The sequence below is a fragment of the Kitasatospora sp. NPDC059646 genome, assembly GCF_042734615.1.
Taxonomy (GTDB): Bacteria; Actinomycetota; Actinomycetes; order Streptomycetales; family Streptomycetaceae; genus Kitasatospora.
On the sequence record NZ_JBHWDS010000014.1, the window covers coordinates 43983 to 68468 of the forward strand.

23 protein-coding genes and 1 pseudogene are annotated in these 24486 nt (G+C 75.2%); 16 read left to right on the forward strand and 8 right to left on the reverse strand.

Annotated features, from left to right (window positions below; genetic code table 11):
* Positions 1-156: 156 nt before the first annotated feature.
* Entirely contained in the window at positions 157-1764 is a 1608-nt protein-coding gene (locus ACFV1L_RS12495) for a TauD/TfdA family dioxygenase (RefSeq protein ID WP_380365227.1), read from the reverse strand.
* 169 nt (positions 1765-1933) lie between these two features.
* Here ACFV1L_RS12495 and ACFV1L_RS12500 point away from each other — a divergent pair, with 169 nt between their 5' ends.
* Complete coding sequence (locus ACFV1L_RS12500; RefSeq protein WP_380365228.1) at positions 1934-2557, forward strand: SMI1/KNR4 family protein; 624 nt, start codon at positions 1934-1936, stop codon at positions 2555-2557.
* Positions 2558-2564: 7 nt separating this feature from the next.
* On the opposite strand, the gene ACFV1L_RS12505 is transcribed toward ACFV1L_RS12500, so the two are convergent.
* Positions 2565-3647: a pyridoxal-phosphate-dependent aminotransferase family protein gene (locus tag ACFV1L_RS12505; protein WP_380365229.1), complete on the reverse strand. Its 1083-nt coding sequence runs from the start codon at positions 3645-3647 to the stop codon at positions 2565-2567.
* Positions 3648-3767: 120 nt separating this feature from the next.
* On the opposite strand from ACFV1L_RS12505, the gene ACFV1L_RS12510 reads away from it, so the two are divergent.
* From ACFV1L_RS12510 to glnII, 5 genes are all read left to right on the forward strand, one after another.
* The gene (locus ACFV1L_RS12510) at positions 3768-4853 is read left to right on the forward strand and encodes an amidohydrolase family protein (protein ID WP_380365230.1); all 1086 of its coding nucleotides are present in this window, start codon (positions 3768-3770) and stop codon (positions 4851-4853) included.
* Entirely contained in the window at positions 4850-5395 is a 546-nt protein-coding gene (locus tag ACFV1L_RS12515; RefSeq protein ID WP_380365231.1) for a hypothetical protein, read from the forward strand. The genes ACFV1L_RS12510 and ACFV1L_RS12515 overlap by 4 nt, the downstream gene beginning before the upstream one ends.
* A 35-nt stretch (positions 5396-5430) precedes the next feature.
* A complete protein-coding gene (locus ACFV1L_RS12520; RefSeq protein WP_380365232.1) occupies positions 5431-6108 on the forward strand; it encodes a uracil-DNA glycosylase in 678 nt (225 codons plus the stop codon).
* Between the two features lie 278 nt (positions 6109-6386).
* The gene (locus tag ACFV1L_RS12525; RefSeq protein WP_380365233.1) at positions 6387-7316 is read left to right on the forward strand and encodes an SCO1860 family LAETG-anchored protein; all 930 of its coding nucleotides are present in this window, start codon (positions 6387-6389) and stop codon (positions 7314-7316) included.
* A 177-nt stretch (positions 7317-7493) separates the two neighbouring features.
* A complete protein-coding gene (glnII, locus tag ACFV1L_RS12530; protein WP_380365234.1) occupies positions 7494-8516 on the forward strand; it encodes a glutamine synthetase in 1023 nt (340 codons plus the stop codon).
* A 72-nt stretch (positions 8517-8588) separates the two neighbouring features.
* On the opposite strand, the gene ACFV1L_RS12535 is transcribed toward glnII, so the two are convergent.
* Entirely contained in the window at positions 8589-9356 is a 768-nt protein-coding gene (locus tag ACFV1L_RS12535; RefSeq protein ID WP_380365235.1) for a GNAT family N-acetyltransferase, read from the reverse strand.
* 86 nt (positions 9357-9442) lie between these two features.
* On the opposite strand from ACFV1L_RS12535, the gene ACFV1L_RS12540 reads away from it, so the two are divergent.
* The 4 genes from ACFV1L_RS12540 to ACFV1L_RS12555 all read left to right on the forward strand — a co-directional run bounded on the left by ACFV1L_RS12540 (position 9443) and on the right by ACFV1L_RS12555 (position 13010).
* Positions 9443-10375, forward strand: coding sequence for a MerR family transcriptional regulator (locus tag ACFV1L_RS12540; RefSeq protein WP_380365236.1), 933 nt, complete (start codon positions 9443-9445; stop codon positions 10373-10375).
* A gap of 90 nt (positions 10376-10465) precedes the next feature.
* Complete coding sequence (locus ACFV1L_RS12545; RefSeq protein WP_380365237.1) at positions 10466-11629, forward strand: M48 family metallopeptidase; 1164 nt, start codon at positions 10466-10468, stop codon at positions 11627-11629.
* A 68-nt stretch (positions 11630-11697) separates the two neighbouring features.
* On the forward strand, positions 11698-12237 hold the full coding sequence (locus ACFV1L_RS12550) for a hypothetical protein (RefSeq protein WP_380365238.1): 540 nt from the start codon (positions 11698-11700) through the stop codon (positions 12235-12237).
* Positions 12234-13010, forward strand: a complete 777-nt coding sequence (locus tag ACFV1L_RS12555) for an MOSC domain-containing protein (RefSeq protein WP_380365239.1) — start codon at positions 12234-12236, stop codon at positions 13008-13010. Before ACFV1L_RS12550 ends, ACFV1L_RS12555 begins: the two co-directional genes overlap by 4 nt.
* A gap of 37 nt (positions 13011-13047) precedes the next feature.
* Here ACFV1L_RS12555 and cobC read toward each other — a convergent pair whose 3' ends face one another.
* Together cobC and ACFV1L_RS12565 are read right to left on the reverse strand one after the other, a co-directional pair.
* Complete coding sequence (cobC, locus tag ACFV1L_RS12560; protein WP_380365240.1) at positions 13048-14085, reverse strand: Rv2231c family pyridoxal phosphate-dependent protein CobC; 1038 nt, start codon at positions 14083-14085, stop codon at positions 13048-13050.
* The gene (locus ACFV1L_RS12565) at positions 14082-14522 is read right to left on the reverse strand and encodes a cobalamin biosynthesis protein (RefSeq protein WP_380365241.1); all 441 of its coding nucleotides are present in this window, start codon (positions 14520-14522) and stop codon (positions 14082-14084) included. Before ACFV1L_RS12565 ends, cobC begins: the two co-directional genes overlap by 4 nt.
* A gap of 268 nt (positions 14523-14790) precedes the next feature.
* Here ACFV1L_RS12565 and ACFV1L_RS12570 point away from each other — a divergent pair, with 268 nt between their 5' ends.
* The 3 genes from ACFV1L_RS12570 to ACFV1L_RS12580 all read left to right on the forward strand — a co-directional run bounded on the left by ACFV1L_RS12570 (position 14791) and on the right by ACFV1L_RS12580 (position 18133).
* A complete protein-coding gene (locus ACFV1L_RS12570) occupies positions 14791-15681 on the forward strand; it encodes an alkaline phosphatase family protein (RefSeq protein ID WP_380365242.1) in 891 nt (296 codons plus the stop codon).
* Between the two features lie 6 nt (positions 15682-15687).
* Entirely contained in the window at positions 15688-16983 is a 1296-nt protein-coding gene (locus ACFV1L_RS12575; protein WP_380365243.1) for an MFS transporter, read from the forward strand.
* A gap of 70 nt (positions 16984-17053) precedes the next feature.
* Positions 17054-18133, forward strand: a complete 1080-nt coding sequence (locus ACFV1L_RS12580) for a TolB family protein (RefSeq protein WP_380365244.1) — start codon at positions 17054-17056, stop codon at positions 18131-18133.
* Positions 18134-18188: 55 nt separating this feature from the next.
* Here the strand turns inward: ACFV1L_RS12580 and ACFV1L_RS12585 are convergent, their stop codons facing one another.
* Positions 18189-18674, reverse strand: coding sequence for a GbsR/MarR family transcriptional regulator (locus ACFV1L_RS12585; protein ID WP_380365245.1), 486 nt, complete (start codon positions 18672-18674; stop codon positions 18189-18191).
* Positions 18675-18809: 135 nt separating this feature from the next.
* Here ACFV1L_RS12585 and ACFV1L_RS12590 point away from each other — a divergent pair, with 135 nt between their 5' ends.
* A complete protein-coding gene (locus ACFV1L_RS12590; RefSeq protein ID WP_380365246.1) occupies positions 18810-19721 on the forward strand; it encodes an ATP-binding cassette domain-containing protein in 912 nt (303 codons plus the stop codon).
* A complete protein-coding gene (locus ACFV1L_RS12595) occupies positions 19718-21322 on the forward strand; it encodes an ABC transporter permease (protein ID WP_380365247.1) in 1605 nt (534 codons plus the stop codon). Before ACFV1L_RS12590 ends, ACFV1L_RS12595 begins: the two co-directional genes overlap by 4 nt.
* A 280-nt stretch (positions 21323-21602) precedes the next feature.
* Here ACFV1L_RS12595 and ACFV1L_RS12600 read toward each other — a convergent pair whose 3' ends face one another.
* Both ACFV1L_RS12600 and ACFV1L_RS12605 read right to left on the reverse strand, forming a co-directional pair.
* Positions 21603-22076: an OsmC family protein gene (locus ACFV1L_RS12600; RefSeq protein WP_380365248.1), complete on the reverse strand. Its 474-nt coding sequence runs from the start codon at positions 22074-22076 to the stop codon at positions 21603-21605.
* 4 nt (positions 22077-22080) lie between these two features.
* Positions 22081-22722, reverse strand: a complete 642-nt coding sequence (locus ACFV1L_RS12605) for a GntR family transcriptional regulator (RefSeq protein ID WP_380365249.1) — start codon at positions 22720-22722, stop codon at positions 22081-22083.
* A 754-nt stretch (positions 22723-23476) separates the two neighbouring features.
* Here ACFV1L_RS12605 and ACFV1L_RS12610 point away from each other — a divergent pair.
* A pseudogene (locus ACFV1L_RS12610) lies at positions 23477-24049 on the forward strand (DUF4190 domain-containing protein); the annotation flags it as partial.
* Between the last annotated feature and the right edge of the window lie 437 nt (positions 24050-24486).

The following is a 24486-nucleotide window of genomic DNA, read 5'->3' on the forward strand; positions in this document are numbered from 1 at the left end:
GGCCTCGGGGGGGGGGGGGGGGGGGGGGCCGCCCCCCCCCGCCCCCGGCGGCGGGGCCGGGGGGCCCCCCCGCGCCCCCCGGGCCGGCCGGCAACTGCCCCGCCCGCCCGGGCGGCGTTGCGGGCGGGCAACGGCCGCCCGGCCCGAGGTCGCGCCTTAGCTCATCAACTCCAGCAGCAGCGGTCGGAATTCGGCGAACGTCGGGGTGCCGGCCGCCGGGTCCTTCGCGGCCTCGTCCCAGCGGCGGACGGCGACCGCGTCGGCGGCGAACGGGCCGGCGGCGAAGGTCTCGGCCTCTTCGGGGGTCATCGGGCCGCCCTGCAGGGAGAGGGTGTGCACGGAGGCGGGGGAGAGCTTCGCGACGTAGTCGGGTTCGGCGGTGCACAGGTAGCGCTTGGCGGGGACGTGCAGGCGGACCGGCTCGGTGACGGCGGCGGGGAAGTACCGGGACAGCCGGGCCGCGGCCGTCTCGCCGTGGCGGTTGTCGGTGCCGGCCATCAACTCCAGTCCGCTGCCGTGGAAGTGACCGATGTCGTGGAGCAGTGCGGCGGCCACCAGCGCGGGCGGCGCGCCCGCGGCGCGGGCCAGCGCCCCGGCCTGGAGCATGTGCTCGGCCATGGTGACGGCCTCGCCGAGGTACTCGCCGGCGCCTTCGCCCGCGAACAGCGCCTCCAGTTCGTCCAGGGCGGCGGTGTTGCGGCGCAGCACGGCGAGGGTGGAGGAGAGCGAGTCGAGGTCGGCGTAGCAGCCCTGCAGGTGGCGGCCGCCGGTGGTCTGCTCGAAGGCGGTGCGGGCGTGCAGCAGGCGGGTGTTGTCGAAGATCAGGCAGTCGCCGGGGCCGAGCCGGAACTCCAGCCGGAGCTCCGGGCGCAGGGTGATCGCCGCGAACCTGCGGTACGCGGTGTAGAAGGCGTCGAGTTCGGTGCCGCCGAGGCCGCGGAGGGTGTCGAGGGAGCGGTTGTTGAAGCGGATCTCGCGGATCGCGCCGCGCGGGTCGAGTCCGATCATCGGCAGCTCGGCGGACAGGTCGGCGGTGCGGTCGCGGTAGCGGAACGGCACCGGCGTGCGGGCGAGCAGCGCGAACGCCTCCGGGTCCTCCTCGCGCAGCAGCGCGGCGGCGCGGAAGCCGTCCACCAGTCCGGAGTCGCCGCCGGCGGCGTCGTTGCGCAGGCAGTGCAGCAGTTGGAGGGTGGGGACGGGGTCGCGGTAGGGGTTGTCGGTGTGCGGGGCGATCGCGGCGTCGGTGAACGCGAGGTTGACCGCGTCGGGCTCCACCCGGACGTCGAACAGCTCGCCGTAGTTGGTGTCCCGGACGTACCCGAACGTCCGTGCCACGGCGAGGACCCGGCGTTCCTCGACGGGCACGCCGCGGAGCACCGCGAAGCCGGAGCGGCGGACGGCGGCGAGGACGGCGATCCGCTCCTCGGGGTCGGCCAGGTAGCCCGACCAGTCGGCCTCGGGCAGGCCGCGGGCGAAGTCGGCGGCCTCCCACAGGCGTTTGCCGCGTTCGGTGCGGTGGTCGCCGTCCTGGTCGGGTGCGTCCCAGCCGGTCGGGTAGAACGAGCGGTGGCCGTCGGACCACAGCACGCTCAGGCCCGCCGCGTCCTCGACGGCCTCGGTGGCGGTCAGGGCGTCCGGCAGTTCGTCGATCCGGTACCGCTTCTGCCCGCTGCGCGGGTTGCGGCACACGGTGCACGGGCAGTTGTCGCGAAGCCAGTAGGGGTGGGGGACGGACATCGGAGCAGCCTCCAGTTGTACAGACAACTTTGCGAGTCCGCTCAGCCAAGTACCCGCTCGCGTCCACCGGTTGCCCGGCCGGTGAACGCCCGGCCACCGGCAGCCGAACCCTGTCGGTGCGGCGAGCTGCCCTCCGGGCCATGACGCTCGACCTCGTCCGGGACCTGCCGGCCGCCCTCGCCGACCGCACCGCCGCGTGGCGGCTGATCGCCGACATCGCCGCCTTCCGGGGCACCCGCTGCGGCCCGACGGCGGCTGCACCGACGCCGAACTCGACGCTGCCGAGGCGAGGCTGGCCCTGAAACTGCCCGCCGCCCTGCGCGAGGCGTACCGCCTGATCGGCAACCGTCCCGACCTCACCGGCAACCAGGACACCCTGCTGCCGCCCGAGCGGCTGTACGTCGCCCAGGACTGCCCGGTCCACCGCGTCGAGAACCAGTCCTGCGCCTACTGGGGCATCCCGCTCCCCGCCCTGGGCCTGGCGGACCCGCCGACGGTGGCCTGGCCGGACGTCGCGCCGTCCGTGCCACTGGAGACCACCCCGTGGACCGCCACCTTCTCCGCCGAGTGCCTGGCCGTCGTCCTGGCGGAGCCCCTGCTCGACGACAGCGCCCACGTGGACGGCGGCGAGGTCGACCCCGCCGACCCGACCGGCTGGACCGAACTGCCGCGCATCCACGCGAGCGGCGTGGACACCCGCTGCTTCGCCCGCCCGGACGCCCTGCTGGTGCTCCAGGAGGGCGCCTGGCCGGCGGTGTGCGCGGTGGACGAGGAGACGCTGGACGGGATCTGCGAGGAGCTGCCGGCGATCGGCTGCTGACCTGGCGTCAGATCGCCTGCTCCCAGGCCGCGGTGGCCGCCGTGACCGCTGCGGCGGCGGAGACGCCGGTGGCCTGGGCGAGGGCTTCCAGGGCGGCGACGACCGTTTCGGGGGTGGCGGCGGGGCCGTAGTGGTTGAGCCGGAGCATGCGGGAGGCGAGTGCTCCGCCGCCGGCCTGGACCGGCAACTGGGGGGCGTGGCGGTGGAGTTCGGCGACGAGCGCGGTCGCGTCCAGGCCCTCGGCGGTGCGCAGCGTGGTGGCGACCGGGGCGGCGTGCTCGGCGAGCCGGACGAACGGGGCGACGGTGCCCAGGGCGGTCGCGCCCGCGCGGGTCGCGGCGGCCGCGGCGCGGTGCCGGGCGATCACCGCGTCCAGGCCCTCGGCGGCGATCGCGTCCAGGCACTCCTCCAGCGCGAGCATCTCCAACTGGGCCGGGGCGTGCGGCAGCTGGGTGCGGCCGGCGTCGGTCCAGCGGGCCTTCCAGTCGAGCAGCGAGAGGTAGGAGCGGCGCGGCGCGGCCGGGTTGGCCGCGATCCGCTCCCAGGCCCGCCCGCTGACCGAGACGGCCGAGACGCCGGCCGGGCCGCCCATCGCCTTCTGGCCGCCGATCACGCACAGGTCGATGCCCCAGGCGTCGGTCAGCAGCGGCTCGGCGGCCACCGAGGCCACGGCGTCCAGCATCAGCAGCGCGCCGTGCTCGCGCACCACCGTTGCGATCTCGGCGACCGGGTTGGTGTTGCCTGTGGCGGCCTCGGCGTGCACCAGCGAGACGAAGTCGATCGCCGGGTTCGCGCGCAGCGCGTCCGCGACCTGCTCGGCGGTGACGGCGGCGTCGAACGGCGCGGACAGGTCCACCACTTCGGCGCCCGCGTCGCGCAGCCAGCCGCCGAAGGTCTGGCCGTACGGGCCGGTGATGACGTTCAGCGCGGTCGAACCCGGGTGTGCCGCGCCCTTGATCGCCGCCTCCAGCGGCAGCAGCGCCTCGCCCTGGGTGACGATCACGTCGGCCTCGGTGTGCAGCAGCGCCGCCACCTTGTCCTCGATCGCGGCGAACCGGGCGGCGGTCATCGGCGGGAGGTCGAGCAGCATGCGGGAAGGCCTTTCGGGCAGCGGAGGGATGTCGCCGGGGCCACCGCGGAGGGTCGCCGTCGAACAGTCTGCCGCAGATCGCCCGGTCCGCCCGAACGGGCGCCGAGTACAGTGCCAGGCATGACAGACGGTGGGGTGCTGCACATCAGGGGCCGCGTGCTGGTCGGCCCCGAGGACGTCCGGGACGAACTCTGGGCGGTGGACGGCCGGGTGACCTTCGAGCGGCCCGCCGCCGAGCCCGCCGCCACCCTCACCGGCTGGGCGATGCCCGGCCTGGTGGACGCCCACTGCCACGTCGGCCTGGACGCGCACGGCGCCGTCGACCGGGCCACCAGCGAGAAGCAGGCCCTCACCGACCGGGACGCCGGCACCCTGCTGATCCGCGACGCCGGCTCCGCCGCCGACACCCGGTGGATCGACGACCGCGAGGACCTCCCGAAGATCATCCGGGCCGGCCGGCACATCGCCCGGACCCGGCGCTACATCCGCAACTACGCCCACGAGATCGAGCCCGGCGACCTCGCCGCGTACGTCGCCGCCGAGGCCCGGCGCGGCGACGGCTGGGTCAAGCTGGTCGGCGACTGGATCGACCGCGGCGTCGGCGACCTCGCCGCGTGCTGGCCCGGCGACGCCCTCGCCGAGGCGATCGCCGCCGCGCACGCCGAAGGCGCGAGAGTCACCGCGCACTGCTTCGCCACCGAGTCGCTGCCCGACCTGCTGGCCGCCGGCATCGACTGCATCGAGCACGCCACCGGCCTCACCGAGGAGTTGATCCCGGCGTTCGTCGAGCGCGGCGTGGCGATCGTCCCGACACTGGTCAACATCGCCACCTTCCCGGCACTGGCCGACGGCGGCGAGGCCAAGTTCCCGCAGTGGTCCGCGCACATGCGCCGCCTGCACGAGAACCGCTACGCGACGGTCGCCGCCGCGCACGACGCGGGCATCCCGATCTACGTCGGCACCGACGCCGGCGGCTCGCTCGCCCACGGCCTGGTCGCCGAGGAGGCGATCGAACTCACCAGGGCCGGGCTCAGCGCCGGCGAGGCGCTGGCCGCCGCGAGCTGGTCCGCCCGCGAGTGGCTCGGCCGCCCGGGCCTCACCGAGGGCGCCCCCGCCGACCTGGTGGTCTACGACGCCGACCCGCGCGCCGACCTGCGGGTGCTGGGCGCGCCGCGGCACATCGTCCTCAACGGCTGGGTGGTGTGAGCGCGGACGGGCAGGCCCTTCGGCGCTGGGCGGCGCTGCCCGCCGAGGTCCAGGCGCAGGTGGACGAGGAGCTGCGTCGCGGCCGGCACGTCCGGGCGCTCAAGCTGCTGCGGGACGCCCTCGGGGTGAGCATCCCGGACGGGACCGACATCGTCGGGGCCCGTGTCGGGGTGGTGCGGCCGCCGGCCGAGGACGGGCCGGTGGATCCGCGGGCGCTGGTCCGGAAGGCCGGGGCGCTGGGCGAGCGGGTGCTGGCGGTCGAAGCGGTGTGGGACGGTGACACCGTCCACGACTGGTTCGTGGTGCTGCTGGCGGTCGGCGAGACGCGGGACCATCCGCTGGAGACCGTGTACGCGAGCACCGCGGCCCGGCACCTCGGGCCGGGTGAGGGCGCCGGCGGGCGGCCGCAGGTCGCGGTGGCGGCGGAGGCGATCGGCGTCGCCGTGGCGCGGGCGCTCCGGGTGCCGTTCCACTTCGGCAGCCCCCGGACGCCCGACGACGGCGCGCCGCGGTGGGTGCGGCCGGGGGCGGCGGGCTGCTGAACTCTCGTTGTCGGTGCGGCCGATAGGCTTCCGTCATGGCTGCTCGACCCTTGCACGAAATCGTTGAACCCGGCTGGGCCCAGGCGCTCGCGCCGGTCGCCGGGCAGGTCGCCGTGATGGGCGACTTCCTGCGCGCCGAAATCGCGGCCGGCCGCACCTACCTGCCGCCGGGGCCGCAGGTGCTGCGGGCGTTCCAGCAGCCGTTCGCGGACGTCCGGGTGCTGATCGTCGGTCAGGACCCGTACCCGACGCCGGGGCACGCCGTCGGGCTGAGCTTCTCGGTCGGGGCGGACGTCCGGCCGATACCGCCGAGCCTGGTCAACATCTACCAGGAGTACAGCAGCGACCTCGGCCTGCCGATGCCGTCCAACGGCGACCTCACGCCGTGGGCGAACCAGGGCGTCCTGCTGCTCAACCGGGCGCTGACCACGCAGGCCCGCAAGACCAACGGCCACCGCGGCAAGGGCTGGGAGGCCGTCACCGAGCAGGCCATCAGGGCGCTCGCGGCCCGCGGCGGCCCGCTGGTGGCGATCCTCTGGGGCCGGGACGCCCGGGAGCTGCGGCCCTGGCTCGGCCAGGTGCCCAGCATCGAGTCCCCGCACCCCAGCCCGTACTCCGCCAACAGCGGCTTCTTCGGCTCCCGTCCGTTCAGCCGCGCCAACGACCTGCTGGTCCGTCAGGGCGGCCGGCCCGTGGACTGGCGCCTGCCGTAACGGCGGGAGGCCGGGCGGCGCCCCGGGGGCCGCGGCCTGCGGGCGACCGGGACGGGGTGACGGGTTCCTGTCGGGAATTCGTCAGCTCATCGGCAGGAACGGTCAGTCCGGATCGTCAACCTCACCCGAAGGAGTGAACTGACGCTCCGTGTTGCTGATGTGACGCAGTGTTCGAGAAGACTGGCGGAACTCGAGAGCGCGAACCCCCTCCCCGTGCGTGGTGCCGGGCGAGGGCGTGGGTGCGCTCTGCCGTTCTTCCTGTGTGGGGGTCTGCTGTCATGTCTGTTCTGCGCACCGTCGGCGTGTCCGCGTTGGTCGGGTCCGTGCTCGCGCTGCCGCTGCCCGCGTTCGCCGCCGACGGGGGTGCGCCGGCCAAACCCGGGAAGGCGACCGCGGTGACGGCCGAACTCTCCCTGAACGTCGAGCTGTTGAACGCGGTGAAGGTGCCCGTCGAGGTGTCGCTGAACAAGGTGGAGTCGCCCGCCCAGCGGGACGGCGCGGTGCTCACCGCGACCGTCGACGGGGTGGACGGCGGGCGGCCGGTGAACCTGGTGAAGGCGCAGGTCGGCAAGTCCGTGACGAAGGTCGACGACAAGCAGGCGAGCGCCTCGGTGCAGCTGGTCGGCGCGGCCGTGCACGCGCCCGGCCTGCCGCTGACCACGCTGCTCGGCCTGGAGGCGATGAGCGCCGAGGTGAGCTGCCCGGCGAACGGGCAGCCGACCGCCAAGGTGACCGCGCCGGCGAAGCTCACGGTGCTCGGGCAGTCGGTGACGGTCGGCCTCAACTCGCCCACCCACGTGGACGTTCCGGCGATCGGCTCGGTCGACGTCGAGTTCTCGAAGAAGACCGTCACCAGCAGCACCGCCGCCGCCTCCGCGCTGGAGGTGCAGGTGGCGGTGAACCCGCTGAACCTGAACGTCGCCAAGGTGAACGGCAAGGTGACGGTCGCGTCGGTGTCCTGCGAGAAGCCGGTGCCGGCCGTCGTCCCGGCCGCCGCCACCTCGCCGGCCCCGTCCGGCCCGGTCGCGACCGCGTCGGCGACCGGCCAGAACCGGACGGCGCCGAAGGAGGCCGGCGAGGAACTGGCGTACACCGGTACCTCCGGCACCACCGCGCTGGCCGCCGGCGGCTTCACCCTGCTGCTGGCCGGCGGCGCCGCGGTGTGGATGACCCGCCGCCGGCGCGCCGCGCACGCCCGGCACCGCTGAGCGGCGGCCCGAGGTCGGCAGCGGCGCGCCCGCGCAACGCCCCGGAAACTCCCGGAGGGTGAGCGCGCCGCTGCGGACCGTTGGTTCACATGGGCGTTACATCGGAGGAACAACCGGGAAACGGCGGCTTGCAACGCTACGCAGGCACCCACCACCCGAGCAGTGAGGTTCACCGCGATGGCAATCAAGGCCGAGTACATCTGGATCGACGGCACCAAGCCGACCGCGAAGCTGCGTTCCAAGACTCGGGTGCTGCCGAACGCGGACAAGATCCCCACCTGGGGCTTCGACGGTTCCTCGACCAACCAGGCCGAGGGCCACGCCTCGGACCGCGTGCTCGACCCGGTGAAGGTCGTCAAGGACCCGATCCGCGGCGGTGACAACATCCTGGTGCTGTGCGAGGTGCTGGAGACCAACGGCACCGCCCACGAGTCCAACACCCGCGCCCTGCTGCGCGAGGTCGCCGAGAAGTACGCCTCCCAGGAGTCGATCTTCGGCATCGAGCAGGAGTACACCTTCTTCAAGGGCTCCCGCCCGCTCGGCTTCCCGGAGGGCGGCTACCCGGCCCCGCAGGGCGGCTACTACTGCGGTGTCGGCGCCGAGGAGGTCTTCGGCCGCGAGATCGTCGAGCTGCACCTCGACCGCTGCCTCGACGCCGGCCTGGCGATCTGCGGCATCAACGCCGAGGTCATGCCCGGCCAGTGGGAGTTCCAGATCGGCCCGGTCGACGCGCTGACCGTCTCGGACGACCTGTGGATCGCCCGCTACCTGCTCTACCGCACCGCCGAGGAGTTCGGCATCGACGCCACCCTGGACGCCAAGCCGGCCCGGGGCGACTGGAACGGCGCGGGCGCCCACACCAACTTCTCCACCAAGGCGATGCGCGAGGGCTACGACGCGATCATCACCGCCTGCGAGTCGCTCGGCGCCTCCCAGGAGAAGGTGCTGGAGCACGTCAACCAGTACGGTGACGACATCCAGTCCCGCCTGACCGGCAAGCACGAGACTGCCCCGTGGAACGTGTACTCCTACGGCGTCTCCAACCGCGGCGCCTCGGTCCGCATCCCGTGGCAGGTCGAGGTGGACCAGAAGGGCTACATCGAGGACCGCCGCCCGAACGCGAACGTCGACCCGTACGTGGTCACCCGCCTGCTGATCAACACCTGCTGCGAGGCCCTGGAGAAGGCCGGCCAGGTCTGATCCGCCGCACGCGACACGACGGCGCCCGCCGGACCCCGCAGAGGGGACCGGCGGGCGCCGCCGTGCGCCCGGTCACGTCCGGACGAAGCCGTGGGTGCGGCCGACCGTGACGAAGCCGCAGCGGGCGTACCACTGCTGCGGCCAGTCCTCGGCGTCCGCGACCAGGAACCGCAGGCCGTCCGGGGCCCGTTCGGCGGCCAGCCGCAGGGCCGTGGCCATCACCCGGCCGGCCAGGCCGCGGCGCTGCCGGTCGTCCGCCGTGGCCACGTCCTCGATCTGCGCGGTGCCCGCCGCGTCCTGGTACAGGTCCGCCCAGGAGCCGAACTCGCCGTCCTCGTCGCGCGCGGCGAGGATCAGCACCCGCTCCGCACCGGCCCGCCGGGCGTTGCGCCGCTCCACCAGCTGACCGATCGACTCGTCCGACGCCCACGGCAGCCAGCTGCGCCACTGGCGCTCCAACGCCGGGGCCAGCTCGGCCAGTTCGACCTGCTCCGCACGGCCGGCGGCGGACGGCAGCGGACCCCGGTGGGCCATCACCAGCTCCAGCTCCTGCCGGTACCCGGCGGCGACCAGGACCGGCGCCAGCGCCTGCGCCGCCGCGTCGTCGAACACCGCGATCCGCCGGTGCGGCAGGTGCCCCAGCACCTCGTCCGCCAGCGCCGCCACGTCCACCCCGCTCGGCGGGGCGTCCAGCACCAGCTGGTTGTGCTCGTGCGAGTACCCGTACCGGTCGCTCAACACCGCGAACCCGCCCGGCAGTTCCACCACCTCGTCGGCCTGCCCCCGGGCGAACCCGCGACGGAACTCCAGTGCTGTCCGCAAACTCTCTTCGCCCACCATCCGGTCATCGTAGGCCGGGCGGCCGACCGCGCCCGAAGGGTTGTGCGGCTTGAGTCTCCCGTGGGGGGAGACCGCACAGTGGGGGCATGGACGGCGAAGAGCTGGTGACGATCGGCGCCCTGGCGCGACGGACCGGGCTGACGGTGAAGACCATCCGGTTCTACGCGGACACCGGCCTGGTGCCGTCCACCGACCGCACGGCCGCCGGGTACCGGCGGTACGGGACGGCGGCCGTGGCACGGCTGGAACTGGTGCGCACCCTGCGCGACCTGGGGCTCGACCTGGCCACCGTCCGCCGGGTGCTGGACCGGGAGGCCACCGTCGCCGAGGTGGCACGCGCCCACGCGGACGCCCTGGACGTGCAGGTCCGGGCGCTGCGGCTGCGCCGCGCCGTGCTCCGCGCGGTCGCCGAGCAGGGAACCGAAGGAGAGGGGATCGCACTCATGCACCGACTGGCACGGCAGACCGACGAGGAACGCCGCCGGCTGATCGAGGAGTTCGTCGACGACACGTTCGGCGCGGCCGACGCCAACCCGGAACTGGTGGAGCTGCTCCGCACCGCCGTGCCGGAACTGCCCGAGGAGCCCACCGCCGAGCAGGTGGCGGCCTGGGCGGAACTCGCCGACCTGACCCGGGACGAGGAGTTCCGCGCCTCGCTGCGGCGGATGGCCGCCTACCAGGCCGCGGAATGCGCCGCCGGCGACACCACGGGCCTGCACCACGAACTGACCGAGCAGGTCCGGGCGGCCGTCGGCGGCGCCCTCGCAGCCGGCCTCGCCCCGGACTCGGCCCGGGCCGCCCACCTGGTGGCCGACCTGACGGCCCGTTACGCGCAGGTGTTCGGCCGCCCGGACGACGACGCGCTGCGGGCCTGGCTGCTGACCAGACTGGAGGTGGCGGGCGACCCCCGGGCGGAGCGCTACTGGAGCCTGCTCTCCCGGATCAACGGCTGGCCGGCGCCGCCGTCCCTGCAACCGGTCTTCGACTGGTTCACGGCGGCCCTGCGCGCGGCGGCGTGACGGCGCGGAGACCGCCGGGCGCGGGCTGGCGCCGGCGGCGGGTGCCGCGCGCCGGGGTCCGGCCGGGCGGCGGGTCACTACGCTGAGGGGATGGCTGACACTCCGTCCCCCGAGGCGTCCGGCGACTTCACCCCGCAGGAGGCGGCCCGCGGGCGGGCGCTGCGCCGGGCCCAGCTGCCGTGGGCGCTGGGCGGGCAGCTCGCCTCGCTCGCACTGACGGCGGTGCTGGGTTTCACGGCGGCCGGGGCGGACCTGGTGACGGCGGTCGGCGGCTGGTTCGGCGGCGATTGGGCGGCCGAGGTGCTGGCCGGCAGCGCGGCGCTGGTGCTGCTCGGGCGGGCGGTGACGCTGCCGTTCTCGGCGAAGGTCCGCACGGCCCGGGCCGGGTTCGGCCTGGTCACCCAGGGCTGGGCGGGCTGGGCGGTGGACGCGGCGCGCGGGACGGCGGTGACGCTCGCGCTGTTCCTGCCGCTCGCGCTCGGCCTGTACGCGCTGATCGGCCGCTCGCCGGGCCACTGGTGGGTGCCGGGCGCGCTCGCCGCGGCGCTGCTGACGGTGGCGATGTCGTTCCTCCACCCGCTGGTGTTCGAGCCGCTGTTCAACCGGTTCAGCCCGATGCCGCACGGCGAACTGCGCACCGCCCTGCTGGAGTTGGCGCGCCGGGACGGCATCGCGGTGCGGGACGTGCTGGTCGCCGACGCGTCCCGCCGCACCACCGCGCTGAACGCGTACGTGTCCGGCTTCGGCCCGACCCGGCGGATCGTGGTCCACGACACCCTGCTGGCCACCGCCGACCCGCGCGAGGTCGAACTCGTCGCCGCGCACGAGCTCGGCCACGTCAAGCACCGCGACGTCGCCACCGGCACCGCCCTGGGCGCGCTCGGCGCGGCCGTCGTGGTGCCGGTGCTGGCCGCGCTGCTCGCCTGGCAGCCCCTGCTGGACGCCGCCGGCGCCGCCCACCCGCAGGACCCGCGCTCCCTCCCGCTGCTCGCCGCCCTCGCCGCCCTGCTCGGCGCGGCGAGCGTTCCCGCCCAGTGCGCGGTGAGCCGCCGGATCGAGGCCCGCGCCGACCGCCACGCCCTCGAACTCACCGGTGATGCCGAGCAGTTCATCGCCATGCAGCGCCGCCTCGCGGTCGCCAACGTGTCCGACCCGAACCCGCCCCGGGCGGTGGAACTCCTGCTCGCGACCCACCCCAGCGCGGGCCGCCGGATCGCCGCCGCCCGCCGCTGGCAGGCCGCGCAGCCGTCCTGAGCGGAATCCGGTGGCCGGGCCGCCCGGGCGCGGGGGAGAATCCGGTACCTGCTCGGGGAGGAGCGCGCATGACGGACCGTCCGCTGCTGATGCTGGACGTCGACGGGCCGCTCGCGCCGTACGTCGGCCCCCCGTACCGGCGGCCCGAGGGCTACCTGACGCACCGGGTCGAGTCGCGGACCTGGCGGCAGCGCCAGCGGGAGACGGGCGTGCGCCACCCGAAGCCGCTGCGGGTCTGGCTGCACCCCGGGCACGGGCCCGCGCTGCTCGCCCTGCCGTACCGGCTGGTGTGGGCCACCACCTGGCGCGACGAGGCGAACGAGCACCTGGCGCCGCTCCTCGGCCTGCCCCGACTGCCGTACCTGGACTGGCCGTCGATGCACCACGCCGACCCGGACGGGCTGCACTGGAAGACCCGCCACCTGGTGGCCTGGGCCGCCGGACGCCCCTTCGCCTGGGTGGACGACGAGATCGAGCCGCAGGACACCGCGTGGATCGCCGCCCACCACCCCGGCCCGGCCCTCACCCTGACGGTCGACCACCGGTACGGGCTGCGGCCCGAGGACTTCGCACAACTCACCGACTGGGCCGAGGAGATCACCCGTTGAGAGTCGCCGCACTGCACCGCCACCCCGTGAAGTCCATGCTCGGCGAAGAGGCCGCCCGGGCCCGGATCGACGAGCACGGCGTCGAGGGCGACCGCCGCCGCGCCCTGCTGGACCTCACCACCGGGCGGATCGCCAGCGCCAAACAGCCGCGCACCTGGCGGCAGTTGCTGACGCTGCGCGCCGAGACGAAGGACGCCGGGGTGCGGATCACCGGCCCGGACGGCGCCGAACTCGACGAGGACGCGCTCGGCGCCCTGCTGGGCCGCCCCGTCCGGCTGATCACCGAACGGCCGCCGGGCTCCACGCTGCTGCGCTCGGTGCCCGAGCAGGTCCTGGCCGACGGCATCGACGCCGACGTGGAGTACACCGTCCAGGACTTCGGCAAGGCCGCCGCCCCCGGCAGCTTCTTCGACTTCGCCCCGCTGCACCTGGTCACCACCGCCACCCTGGCCGGCGTCCCCGCCGCCCGCTACCGGCCCAACCTGGTCCTGGACGTCGACGCCGAGCCGTTCGAGGAGAACGCCTGGGTCGGCCGCGAGTTGACCGTCGGCCCGGAGCTGCGGCTGCGCCTGATCGCCGCCAGCCCCCGCTGCGCCGTCCCGACCCTGGCGCACGGTCCGCTGCCCGCCGACCCGGAGGCGCTGCGCCGCCCGGCCCGGCTGAACCGGGTCGAACCGCTCCCCGGCATGAGCCCGCTGCCCTGCCTCGGCGTGTACGCGCAGGTGCTCGCCCCGGGCACCGTGGAGACCGGCGACCGGGCGGAGCTGCACTGACCCGGCGTCGGCCGATCGCGGCCGCACCGATCCGGCGTCAGGCGATCGCGTCCGCCAGGGCGGCGAGGAACCGGTCGGTGGTGTCCCGGTCGCGGACGGCCAGCCGCAGCCAGTCCGGGCCGAGGCCGGGGAAGGTGTCGCCGCGGCGGACGGCGAACCCGGCGGTGCGCAGGCGTTCGCGGACGGCGGCGGCGCCCGGCAGTTCGATCAGCACGAAGGACGCGGCGGGGTCGCCGTGCACCCGCACCGCCGGAAGCTGCGCCAGGCCCTTCAGCAGGTGCTCGCGGTCGACCGCGGTGGCGCGGGCTGCGGCGTCGGCCTCGGCGAGCGCGGCGGGCGCGGAGCAGAGTTCGGCGGCGGCCAGCGCGGGGGTGGAGACCGGCCACAGCGGCTGCGCGGCGGCGAGGTCGGCGACCAGGGCGGCGGGGGCCAGCAGGTAGCCGACCCGCAGGCCGGCCAGGCCCCATGTCTTGGTGAGGCTGCGCAGCACCACCACCCGGCCGGGCAGGTCGCGGGCCCCGGCGAGGGACTCGGTCTCGCCGGGGTCGGTGTCCATGAACGCCTCGTCGACCACCAGGGTCCGCCCGGGGCGGGCCAGTTCGGCCAGCGTCGCGGCCGGGTGCAGGATGGAGGTGGGGTTGGTGGGGTTGCCGACCACCACCAGGTCGGCGTCCTCGGGAACGGCCCCGGGCAGCAGGCGGAAGCCCTGCTCCGGCGTGAGGAGGACCCGGTGGACGGCGTGCCCGGCGTCCCGCAGCGCCGCCTCCGGCTCGGTGAACTGCGGGTGCACCACCACCGCGCGGCGCGGCCGCAGCACCCGGGCGAGCAGCACGAACGCCTCGGCCGCGCCGGCCGTCAGCAGCACCTCGGCGACCGGCCGGCCGTGCCGGGCGGCCACGGCCGCGCGGGCCGCGGTGCCGTCCGGATAGGCGGCCAGGGTGTCCAGTGCGGCGGCCAGGCGGTCGCGCAGCCACGGCGGCGGGGTGCCGGTGCGGACGTTCACGGCCAGGTCGACCAGCCCGGCGGAGCGGACTTCGGCGTCGCCGTGATGGCGCAGATCGGGCTCGGCGTTCACCTGGTGGCCTCCTCGGGCAGGGCGGCGAGGGCCGCGGTGGCCGTCGCCGAGGCGGTGCGCGGCGCCAGCAGGCGGCCGCCCGGTCCGGCCGAGGCCAGCGCGGCGGCCTCCGCGACGCTCGGGGTGCCGACCGCGGCCGCCACCCGGGCGGATCCGGCGACCGGGACGCCGGCCAGCACGGCGGCCGGGTGGCCGACCGCCGAGACCCCCAACTCGCCTGCGGCGGCGCGCAGTCCGGGCTCGGCGAGCTTGCTGTCGAGGGTGGCGACCAGGGCGACGGCGGAGCGGTCGAGGCCGTGGGCGGCGAGCGCCGCGTCGGCGGTCCGGAGCAGTTCGGCGGCGTCGGCGCCGCGCCGCAGACCGAGGCCGAGCACCACCCGGAGGGCGGCCGACGGCCCGTCAGGTCGGCCCGCGGGGCCGGGTGCCTCGGCTGTCACGCCCGGCCCTCCCGTTCCTCGTCCAGCGCGCCGGTCGTGCGCGCCGGGCCGCGCAAGATCCCACCATGTCCGTCCGAGCCGGGTCAATCGGGACAGGTGTGAGACGCACCGCTCGGCTGGCCGGAAAGCGCCGTCCGGACCGAGTTGCACAGCCAAGCTTTGCTTGTTCTTCACCTGTCAAAAGTCCCGGAGGCAACCCCTCCGCGCCTAGGGTTTCCGGCGCTCCAACAGCCCTGTCCCGCACGTTCCCTGCCCCGGAGGACCTGCCATGACCGCTGCACCGCTCAGCCGCCGCACCAAGCGCCGCCTCACCGCGATCGGAAGCACCGTCGCGCTCGCCGCCGCCTCGCTCGGGCTGTGGGCCGCCACCGGCTCCACCGCGCAGGCCGCCGCGCTGCCCGCGCCCGACCACGTCGTCGTGGTGGTGATGGAGAACCACGCCTACAGCCAGGTGATCGGCAGCTCCAGCGCCCCCTACCTGAACAACACCCTGAAGGCGGGCGGCGCGAACCTCACCCAGTCCTACGGCCTGACCCACCCCTCCGAGCCGAACTACTACATGCTGTTCTCCGGCTCCAACCAGGGCCGCACCGACGACAGCTGTGTCAAGGTCGGCTCGATGACCGCCCCCAACCTGGCGTCCGAGCTGATCGCCGCCGGCCAGAGCTGGGGCTCGTACAACGAGAGCCTGCCCAGCCAGGGCTCCACCACCTGCTCCAGCGGCAAGTACGCGCAGAAGCACAACCCGTGGTTCGGTTTCTCCAACGTGCCGACCAACACCGCCTACACCTTCGCCCAGTTCCCCACCGACTACACGACGCTGCCGAAGGTCTCCTTCGTGGTGCCGAACCTGTGCAGCGACATGCACGACTGCTCGGTCTCCACCGGCGACACCTGGATCAAGAGCAACCTCGGCGCGTACGCCACCTGGGCACAGACCCACAACAGCCTGCTGATCGTCACCTTCGACGAGGACAACAGCCTCTCCGGCAACCGCATCCCCACCCTGGTCTACGGCCAGCACGTCATCCCCGGCTCCAGCACCGCCACCACCTACAACCACTACAACGTGCTCCGCACCCTGGAGGACCTGGCCGGCCTGAGCACCCACGCCGGCAACGCCGCGTCCGCGAGCGACATCACCGGCATCTGGAACTGACGCCGGATGTACCTCGCGGACGCCCGCTCCACCAAGAGTGACCGCGCCGCGGCCGCCGCCCCGGGCACCCGCCCGGGGCGGCGCGCCGCCGTCCCCGGCACCGTGCTCGCACTCGGCGCGGTCAGCCTGGTCACCGACGTCTCCTCCGAGATGGTCGGCGCGGTCCTGCCCCTGTACGTGGTCGCCGCGCTGGGCCTGTCCCCGCTCGGCTTCGGCCTGCTCGACGGCATCAACAACGGCGTCGGCGCGCTGGTCCGACTGCTCGGCGGCCACCTCGCCGACCGCGGCGGCCGCGGGCACAAGCTCGTCGCCGGGATCGGCTACGGCCTGTCCGCGCTGTGCAAGCCGCTGCTGCTGCTCGTCCACACCGTCCCGCTGATCGGCGCCGTCCTCGCCGTTGACCGCACCGGCAAGGGGCTGCGCACCGCGCCCCGGGACGCGATGATCTCGCTGGCCACCGCACCCGAGCACCGCGGCCGCGCGTTCGGGGTGCACCGCGCCATGGACACCACCGGCGCGCTGCTCGGCCCGCTGCTCGCCTTCGCGGTGCTGCGGATCGCCGACGACCGCGCCGAACGCGCCGGCTACGGCGCGGTGTTCACCGTCTCCGGCTGCGTCGCCGTGCTCGGCGTGCTGCTGCTGGTGCTGTTCGTCCCCGCCCGGACCACCGCCCCCGCCGCCCCGCTCGGCGCCCCGTCGGGGCCGCGGCCCACCCTGCGGGACGCGCTCGCCCTGCTGGGCCGGCCCGCGCTGCGCCGCCTCGCCCTGGCCGCCGTGCTGCTCGGCCTCACCACTGTCAGCGACTCCTTCCTCTACCTGCTGCTGCAACGCGAACTCGGCCTGCCCGCCCAGCTGTTCCCGCTGCTGCCGCTCGGCACCGCCGCCGTCTTCCTGACCCTCGCCGTCCCGCTCGGCGTGATCGCCGACCGGGTCGGCCGCCGCACCCTCTTCCTGGCCGGCCACGCCGTGCTGCTCTGCGCCTACGGCGTCGTCCTGTCCCCGCTGCACGGGGCCGGCGCCGCCGCCCTCGTCCTGCTGCTGCACGGCGCCTTCTACGCCGCGACCGACGGGGTGCTGGCCGCCGCCACCGCCGCGACCGTCCCCGACGCCCAACAGGGCGCCGGCCAGGCCCTGGTGGGCACCGGCCAGGCGCTCGCCCGGTTCGCCTGCTCCCTGGCCTTCGGCGCGGCCTGGTCCCTCTGGGGCCCGCGCCCCGCCCTCACCGCGGCGGCCGCCGCCCTCGCCGTCGCCGCCTGCGCGGCCACCCGACTGCTGCGCGAGCCGGCCACCGCCACCGACTGACACCCGTGCCCCGGGTCGGCCGTGCCGCTCCCGTCCGTTCTCCTCCCAACCCGCCCGGAGGGCGCCTCCCATGACTGCTCCCGCTGCCGTCGACCCGGACTCCGCAACCCCCGAACCCCCGGACGGACGCGCCCCGGTGGGGCGCAAGCTGCTGGTGCTGGCCGTCGCGGTGCTGGTGCTGGCCGGGGTCGGGACGGCCGCCGTGCGGTACGCCGCGGACCGGTCGGACCGCCGCGACCAGGAGCAGGCCGGCGGGCCGCCGGTCCGTGAGGGGGCGGTGACGCTCGACCCGACGGGGCGTCAACTGCTGCTGCGCAACCTCGCCTGGGGCCCGCACCGGGACGAGGTCGCCGCCGTGCCCGCCGACCGGCCCGACGGGCCGCGCACCGCGTCCGGCGTCAAGTGCCTGCGCTTCCACGCCGCCGCCGGCACCGGCATCTGCCTGCAGGCGGAGCGCGGCGCGCTGGACGACACCTACCACGCGTCCGTGCTGGACTCCTCGCTGCACGAGGTCAAGCGCTTCCCCGCCCCCGGCATCCCGACCCGGGCCCGGGTCTCGCCGTCCGGCCACCTGGTCGGCTGGACGGTGTTCGTCAGCGGCGACTCCTACGCGGGCACCGACTTCTCCACCCGTACCGCGATCGTCGACACCCGCACCTGGCGGTTCTACGACAACCTGGAGACCTTCGAGGTGCTGCGGGACGGCCGCCCGGTGAAGGCGTCCGACGTCAACGTCTGGGGCGTCACCTTCGCCGACGACAACCGGTTCTACGCGACGGTCGCCACCGGCGGCCAGACCTACCTGGTGCAGGGCGACCTCGCAGCGCGGACCCTGACCACGCTGCACCAGAACGTCGAATGCCCGTCGCTCTCCCCGGACGGCACCCGCGTCGCCTACAAGAAGCGGGTGGCCGGCGCCGACCCGGCCGCGCCCTGGCGGCTGTACGTGCTCGACCTGGCCACCATGACGGAGACCGCGACGGCCGAGCAGCGCAACATCGACGACCAGGCGCTGTGGTCCGACGCGCACACGCTGCTGTACTCGCTGCCCGGCGACTACGGCTCCGACCTGTGGACCGTCCCCGCCGACGGCACCGGCGCCCCCGCCGTACTGGTCCGCTCCGCCGTCGCCCCGGCGTACCTCGGCTGACCGCCCGTCCGCCGCTCGGGCGCGGCCCGCCGCCGGCCGGCGGGTCGACGGGACGTCAGGCGCGGCTCTCGCGCCAGCGCTGCATCATCTGCTGGAGCTCGACCCGCAGGAAGGCGAAGAACTCCTGGGACTCGGTGAGGCGCTGCCCCGCCGGGGTGTCCGCGCCGAGGGCCTCGATGCCTTCGGCGAGGCCGGACTCGAAGCGGGAGAGCGTGCGGTCCCGGTTGGCGGTGGCCTCGTACCAGACGTGGTCGTGGATGCGGTAGCGGTCGCGGCGGGTGCCGGGCTCGCGCTCGCGGCTGACCAGGTCCACGTGGGTCAGGTAGCGGACCGCGCCGGAGACCGCGGCGGGGGAGATCTGCAGCAGCTCGGCCAGTTCGGCGGAGGTCAGCCGCCCCGAGTCGGCGGTCAGCAGCGCGGTGAACACCCGGGCCGGCATCCGCGGGAAGCCGCCGTCCTCCAGCACCGTGGCGAACCGCTCCACGAACTCCGACACCTTCGCCGGATCCCGCTGCGCCTCCACGCCGTCCACCTCGCTCACCCGCACCACCCCGAACCTTCCGACGCCCGCCCGGTGGGGCGTCCGGCCCACCTTCACACACTTTCGCCGGCCGTCCGAAGATCCGGGACCTTTGGTAGCTTCACGAAGTTGTGAAACAAGAGTAGCGTCGAGTCCATGACGACCGCCATCTCGGTGTCCGGCCTGGTGAAGACCTTCGGCCGCACCCGCGCCCTGGACGGACTGGACCTCACGGTCGAGCAGGGCGAGGTACACGGATTCCTGGGCCCCAACGGGTCCGGCAAGTCCACCACCATCCGCGTCCTGCTCGGCCTGCTGCGCGCCGACTCCGGCACCGCCACCCTGCTCGGCGGCGACCCGTGGCGCGACGCGGTGCCGCTCCACCGCCGACTCGCCTACGTGCCCGGCGACGTGACGCTGTGGCGCAACCTCTCCGGCGGGGAGGCGATCGATCTGCTCGGGCGGCTGCGCGGCGGACTCGACCCCGCCCGCCGGGCCGCACTGCTGGAGCGCTTCGAACTGGACCCCACCAAGAAGGGCCGCTCCTACTCCAAGGGCAACCGTCAGAAGGTCGCCCTCGTCGCGGCGTTCGCCGGCGATGCGGACCTGCTGATCCTGGACGAGCCGACCTCCGGACTGGACCCGCTGATGGAGGAGGTGTTCCGCGAGTGCGTCGCCGAGGCCCGCGACCGGGGCGCCACCGTGCTGCTGTCCAGCCACATCCTGTCCGAGGTGGAGGCGCTCTGCGACCGGGTGTCGATCATCCGCGCCGGACGCACCGTCGAGACCGGAACCCTCGCCGAACTGCGCCACCTCACCCGCACCTCCGTCGACGCCGAACTCGCCGGGCCGCCGCCCCGCCCCGCCTACGCCCACGACCTGACCGTCGACGGCCACCGGCTGCGCTGCCAGGTCGACACCGAGAACCTCGACACGCTGCTCGCCGAACTCACCGCCGTCGGCGTCCGCAGCCTCATCAGCCGCCCCCCGACGCTGGAGGAGCTCTTCCTCCGCCACTACGAGAGCGCCGCCGACACCGGCACCGCGTCAGAGGCGGCCGCGCGATGAGCGGCTACGCACTCACCGGCACCGGCACGCTCTACCGCCTCGCCCTGCGCCGCGACCGCATCGCCCTGCCGGTGTGGGTGTACGTCGGCACCGGCATGGTCGCCTCCACCGCCTTCTCCTTCCGCAAGCTGTACGGCGACGAGGCCTCCCGGCTGACCTTCGCGGCCGGCATCGACGGCAACGGCTCGCTGCGCGCGCTGTACGGCCCGATCTTCGACGGCTCCACCATCGGCGGGCTGACCGCGTGGCGGATGGGCGTGTTCGGGACGGTGCTGGCCGCGCTGATGTCCACCCTGCTGGTGGTGCGGCACACCCGCGCCGAGGAGGAGGACGGCCGGCTCGAACTGATCGGCGCCGGCGCGGTGGGCCGCCGGGCCCCGCTGACCGCCGCGCTGGCCACCGCCCTCACCGCCGACGCCGCCCTGGCCGCCCTGGTGACGGCCGCCCTGCTGGCGGCCGGTCAGTCCGCCGCAGGGGCGCTGGCGTTCGGCCTCGCCCTCGGCACCACCGGAGTGTTCTTCGCCGCGCTCGCCGCCGTCACCGCGCAGGTAGCCGAGACCGGCCGGGCCGCCAACGGCCTGGCCGGGGCCGCGATCGGCGTCGCCTTCGTGCTGCGCGCCGTCGGCGACTCCGGCAGCGGCACCGGCTGGGTGAGCTGGCTGTCGCCGATCGGCTGGAGCGAACAGGTCCGCCCGTTCGCCGGCGACCGCTGGTGGGTGCTGGCCCTGCCGCTGGGCGGGGCGGCGCTGCTCGCCCTGCTCGCCCGCACCCTGGTCGAGCACCGCGACCTGGGCGCCGGCATGCTCGCCCAGCGCCCCGGCCCCGCCGGCGCCGCACCGAGCCTGGCGAGCGCCGCCGCACTGGCCGCCCGCCTGCAGCGCGGCGCACTGCTCGGCTGGGCGCTGGCCTTCGCGGTCGGCGGCGCGGTCTTCGGTGGCGTCGCCAAGGGCGTGGTCGACCTGGTCGGCGACAACCGGCAGATGGCCGACCTGATGGCCCGCCTCGGCGGACAGCAGGGCGTGCTGAACGCGTACCTGTCCAGCATCGCCGGGGTGTTCGGGATGACCGCCGCCGTCTACGCCGTGCAGTCGGTGCTGCGGCTGCGCGCCGAGGAGGCCGGCGGCCGGGCCGAACCCGTGCTCGCCGGCGCCGTCTCCCGGCTGCGCTGGGCGGCCGGCCACCTGCTGTTCCCGCTGCTCGGCACCGCCGTGCTGCTGGCCGCCGCCGGCGCCACCGCCGGCCTCACCCAGGGCGCTGCGCTCGGCACCGGCACCGGCGAGGCGGTCGGCCGGATGCTCGGCGCGACACTGGTGCAACTGCCCGCCGTGTGGCTGACCGCCGCCGTGGCGCTCGCCGTGTACGGGCTGCTGCCGCGCTGGACGGCGGCCGGCTGGGTCGGCTTCGGCGTGTTCGTGCTGGTCGCCTGGCTCGGCCCGATCCTGCAACTGCCGCAGTGGGTGCTCGACCTGTCGCCCTTCACGCACCTGCCGCACCTGCCGGGCGGGACGCTCACCGCCGCACCGCTGCTGAGCATCACCGCCCTGGCCGCCCTCGCCGCCCTGGCGGGCCTCGCCGGGCTGCGCCGCCGCGACCTGGGCTGACCGGGCGCGGCCCGACGCGCCGTCACCGACCGGGCGGCCGGCGGACGGACGGGCGGTGGCCGGGCCGCGCACCGGCCCCACCCGGCCGAGCGGGACGGTGGCGGCGGCGAGGGCGGTGCCCCGTCGTGTGATGCGCATGACCGCGAGTCTTCGCCGCCACCGCGCCCGGATCGATCCCGCGGGCCACCGTCCTCTCCCGGTACCCGGCTCCAGGGCTTCCCCTGGAGCCGGCCGCACCCGACAGGACGACAGCCGACAGCGCGTCGGAAAGGGCGACCCGTCAGGCGGTCCGCACCGTCACGACCGGCTCGTGGCGCACCGGGAAGTTCACCGAGGACGCGATGAAGCAGTCCTGGCCCGCCGGGCCGTGCAGCGCGACCGCCTTCTCCAGCATCGACTCCTCGGCGATCACCACCCGGGGCCGGAGCAGCGCCTCGGTGAACCGGCCGCCGCCGCCCGAGGTCTCCATGGTCGCCGTGGCCCCGTCCGTGTAGGACAGCACCACCACGCCGCTGCGCGCGCAGTGCGACAGGTACGACAGCATGTGGCACTGGGCGAGCGCGGCGAGCAGGAACTGCTCCGGGTTCCACCGCGACCGGTCGCCGCGGAAGGTCGGGTCGGCGCTGCCCAGCAGCGTCGGCACCCCCTCCGAGGAGATGTCGTGGTCGCGGGAGTACGAGCGGTAGGTGTCGGTTCCGGTGCCGAGGTTGCCGGTCCAGTCGACACGGACCGCGTAGTGGTGGGACAGGGCCATCGGATCACTCCTTCTCGGGCGGCCGGGCGGCGGCGCTGGTGTCCAGGACGTGCCGCCGGGCGGCCGCCCCGGCGGCGGCCGGATCCCCGGCGGTGACGGCGGCCAGCAGCTCGCGGTGCTGGTCGTCCACCAGGGCGGTGCGGTCGGGCGCGTGCAGGGAGCGGCGGGTGGAGACCTGGATCTGGTCCCACAGCCGCTCCAGCGAGTGCAGGGCGACCGGATTGCCGGCCAGCTCCGCGATCCGCCGGTGGAACTGCCGGTTCAGCCGCACCGCCTCCGTCAACTCCCGCTCCGCGGTGGCTCGGTGGGTGCGGTCGGCGAGCGCCGCCAGGTCGGCCAGCTCGGCCGGGGCCAGCCGCCCCGCCCGCTGCCGCTCGGCGGCCAGCTCGGCGGTCAGCGCCTCCAGCGCGGCCCGGACCCGGTAGACGTGCGCCAGCTCCTCCGGCGACAGCTCCACCACCCGGACGCCGCGCCCGGCGGCGGCCAGCAGGCCGTCCGCCGTCAACGCGCGGAACGCCTCCCGCACCGGCGTGCGGCTCACCCCGAGGGTCTCCGCGACCTCCACCTCGCCCAGCCGCGCCCCCGGCGGGTAGCGGCCGTCGAGGATCAGGGCCCGCAGGCTGCGGCGGGTGCTCTCGGTCTGCACGCGGGCAGCGTAGTGCGCTGCATGCATTGCATGCAACGGGTCGCGGCACCCCCGCCGGGGGGTGCGCGCCGGGGAACTCGTTGGGAGGCCGACAGAGCGGTCCGCTATATTCGCGCAGCCGTCGAACAGTTCCAGCTCAGGGGGGAAACCCATGTCGTTCGACCAGGAGCGCCCCGGGGAGGCCGGCCCGGACGCCGCCCAGGCCGACGCCCGGACCACCCCGACCACGCCGCCCGCGGACGCCGTCCCGGCGGCCCCGATCTCGTTCACCAAGCAGCCGGCCGTGCCCGCCCCGGCCGACGCCGCACCCGCCGTCCACGACCCGGCACCCGCCGTCCAGGACGCCGTGCCCGCCGAACGGGACGCCGTGCCCGCCCCGGCCGACGCGCCGTCACCTGCCGTGCCTACGGCGGAAGTCCCACCGGCCGACGCCCCGTCGGCTGCCGCCCGGCCGCCCGTCGTGTCGGAGCCGCCCGCCGGGCCGCCCGCGCCGGTGAACCCCTGGGCGCTGCCCACCGTGCCGCCGCCCGCCCCCGGCGGGATGCCGCCCGGTGCGGGGATGCCGCCCGGTGCGGGGGCACCGTCCGGTGCGAACCCGTGGGCGGCGCCCGCGCCCGGTGCGCCGGTGCCGCCGGGGGCGCCCGCCCAGCCGGTATCGGCCGGGCCCGGCACCGGCAACCCGTGGGCCCCGACGGGCGTTCAGCAGCCGTGGGGGACGGGCGGGTTCCCGCCGCCCGGTGCGCCCGGCGCGCCGATGTACTACCCGGCGCCGCCGCGCTCGCTGTACACCAACAACCTGGCCATCGCCTCGCTGATCGTCGGCATCGTCTGCTGCTTCTTCGGCTTCATCGGCATCGGCCTGGGCATCGGCGCGCTGCTGCAGATCAAGCGGACCGGTGAGCGCGGCAAGGGCCTGGCCGTCACCGGCATCATCGCCGGCTCGCTCGGCATGCTGATGTTCATCGGCACGCTGGTCAACGGCGACTTCAGCTCCGACCGGTTCGACGAGGACTCCAGCAGCTGGTCCTCGCACGGCTCCGGCACGTCGACCTCCGACCTGCCGTCGGACTCGCCGTTCCGGCTGTACACCGGCCAGTGCTTCGAGCGCGCGGGCACGGGCGTGGTCAAGCCCGTCGCCTGCACCGCCCCGCACTTCGGCGAGACCTACTGGGTGCAGGACGCCCGCCAGAAGAGCGGCGCCTACCCGGGCGAGGACGCGATGAAGGCGGAGGCCGAGAGCGTCTGCACGGAGCACCTGGACAGCTACGTGGCCGACACCTGGGCCCTCCCGGACCAGGTGATCACGTTCTACTACTACCCCGACCGGGCGGGCTGGAAGTTCCCGGCCACCCGCCGGATCGTCTGCTTCCTCGGCAACCAGGACAAGTCCACCCGCAGCGGCTCGCTGCAGAAGCGGTCCAGCAGCCTGACCAGCGACCAGCGCCAACTGCTCGACGCCACCAACCAGTTCGACCGCGCCTGGGGCGAGGGCCCGGACGAGGACATCGACGTCGAGGACGACCCGCAGGCGTACCGCTCGTGGGCCAAGGACATGAGCACCGCCGCGACCAAGCAGGCCGACCTGCTGGCGGCCGCCGAATGGCACACCGCCGACAAGGCGACCGTCGACCGGCTGGTCGCCAAGTCGCGGGCCGCCGCCGCCCACTTCCTGGCGGCCTCCCGGTCCACCGACCTCGCCACGCTCAAGCGCGAACTGAACGCCGCCGACGACAACCTGGGCAACCAGGAGGTCATCTCGCTGCG

Coding starts and splice junctions, on each gene's coding strand:
- ACFV1L_RS12505 (WP_380365229.1), bottom strand. CDS start 3,647: ATGCTGCTCGACCTCCCGCCGATGACCGCCGCCCGGTTCGCCGCGATC.
- ACFV1L_RS12510 (WP_380365230.1), top strand. CDS start 3,768: ATGACAGACGGTGGGGTGCTGCACATCAGGGGCCGCGTGCTGGTCGGC.
- ACFV1L_RS12520 (WP_380365232.1), top strand. CDS start 5,431: ATGGCTGCTCGACCCTTGCACGAAATCGTTGAACCCGGCTGGGCCCAG.
- ACFV1L_RS12525 (WP_380365233.1), top strand. CDS start 6,387: ATGTCTGTTCTGCGCACCGTCGGCGTGTCCGCGTTGGTCGGGTCCGTG.
- glnII (WP_380365234.1), top strand. CDS start 7,494: ATGGCAATCAAGGCCGAGTACATCTGGATCGACGGCACCAAGCCGACC.
- ACFV1L_RS12535 (WP_380365235.1), bottom strand. CDS start 9,356: ATGGTGGGCGAAGAGAGTTTGCGGACAGCACTGGAGTTCCGTCGCGGG.
- ACFV1L_RS12540 (WP_380365236.1), top strand. CDS start 9,443: ATGGACGGCGAAGAGCTGGTGACGATCGGCGCCCTGGCGCGACGGACC.
- ACFV1L_RS12545 (WP_380365237.1), top strand. CDS start 10,466: ATGGCTGACACTCCGTCCCCCGAGGCGTCCGGCGACTTCACCCCGCAG.
- ACFV1L_RS12550 (WP_380365238.1), top strand. CDS start 11,698: ATGACGGACCGTCCGCTGCTGATGCTGGACGTCGACGGGCCGCTCGCG.
- ACFV1L_RS12570 (WP_380365242.1), top strand. CDS start 14,791: ATGACCGCTGCACCGCTCAGCCGCCGCACCAAGCGCCGCCTCACCGCG.
- ACFV1L_RS12575 (WP_380365243.1), top strand. CDS start 15,688: ATGTACCTCGCGGACGCCCGCTCCACCAAGAGTGACCGCGCCGCGGCC.
- ACFV1L_RS12580 (WP_380365244.1), top strand. CDS start 17,054: ATGACTGCTCCCGCTGCCGTCGACCCGGACTCCGCAACCCCCGAACCC.
- ACFV1L_RS12590 (WP_380365246.1), top strand. CDS start 18,810: ATGACGACCGCCATCTCGGTGTCCGGCCTGGTGAAGACCTTCGGCCGC.
- ACFV1L_RS12595 (WP_380365247.1), top strand. CDS start 19,718: ATGAGCGGCTACGCACTCACCGGCACCGGCACGCTCTACCGCCTCGCC.
- ACFV1L_RS12600 (WP_380365248.1), bottom strand. CDS start 22,076: ATGGCCCTGTCCCACCACTACGCGGTCCGTGTCGACTGGACCGGCAAC.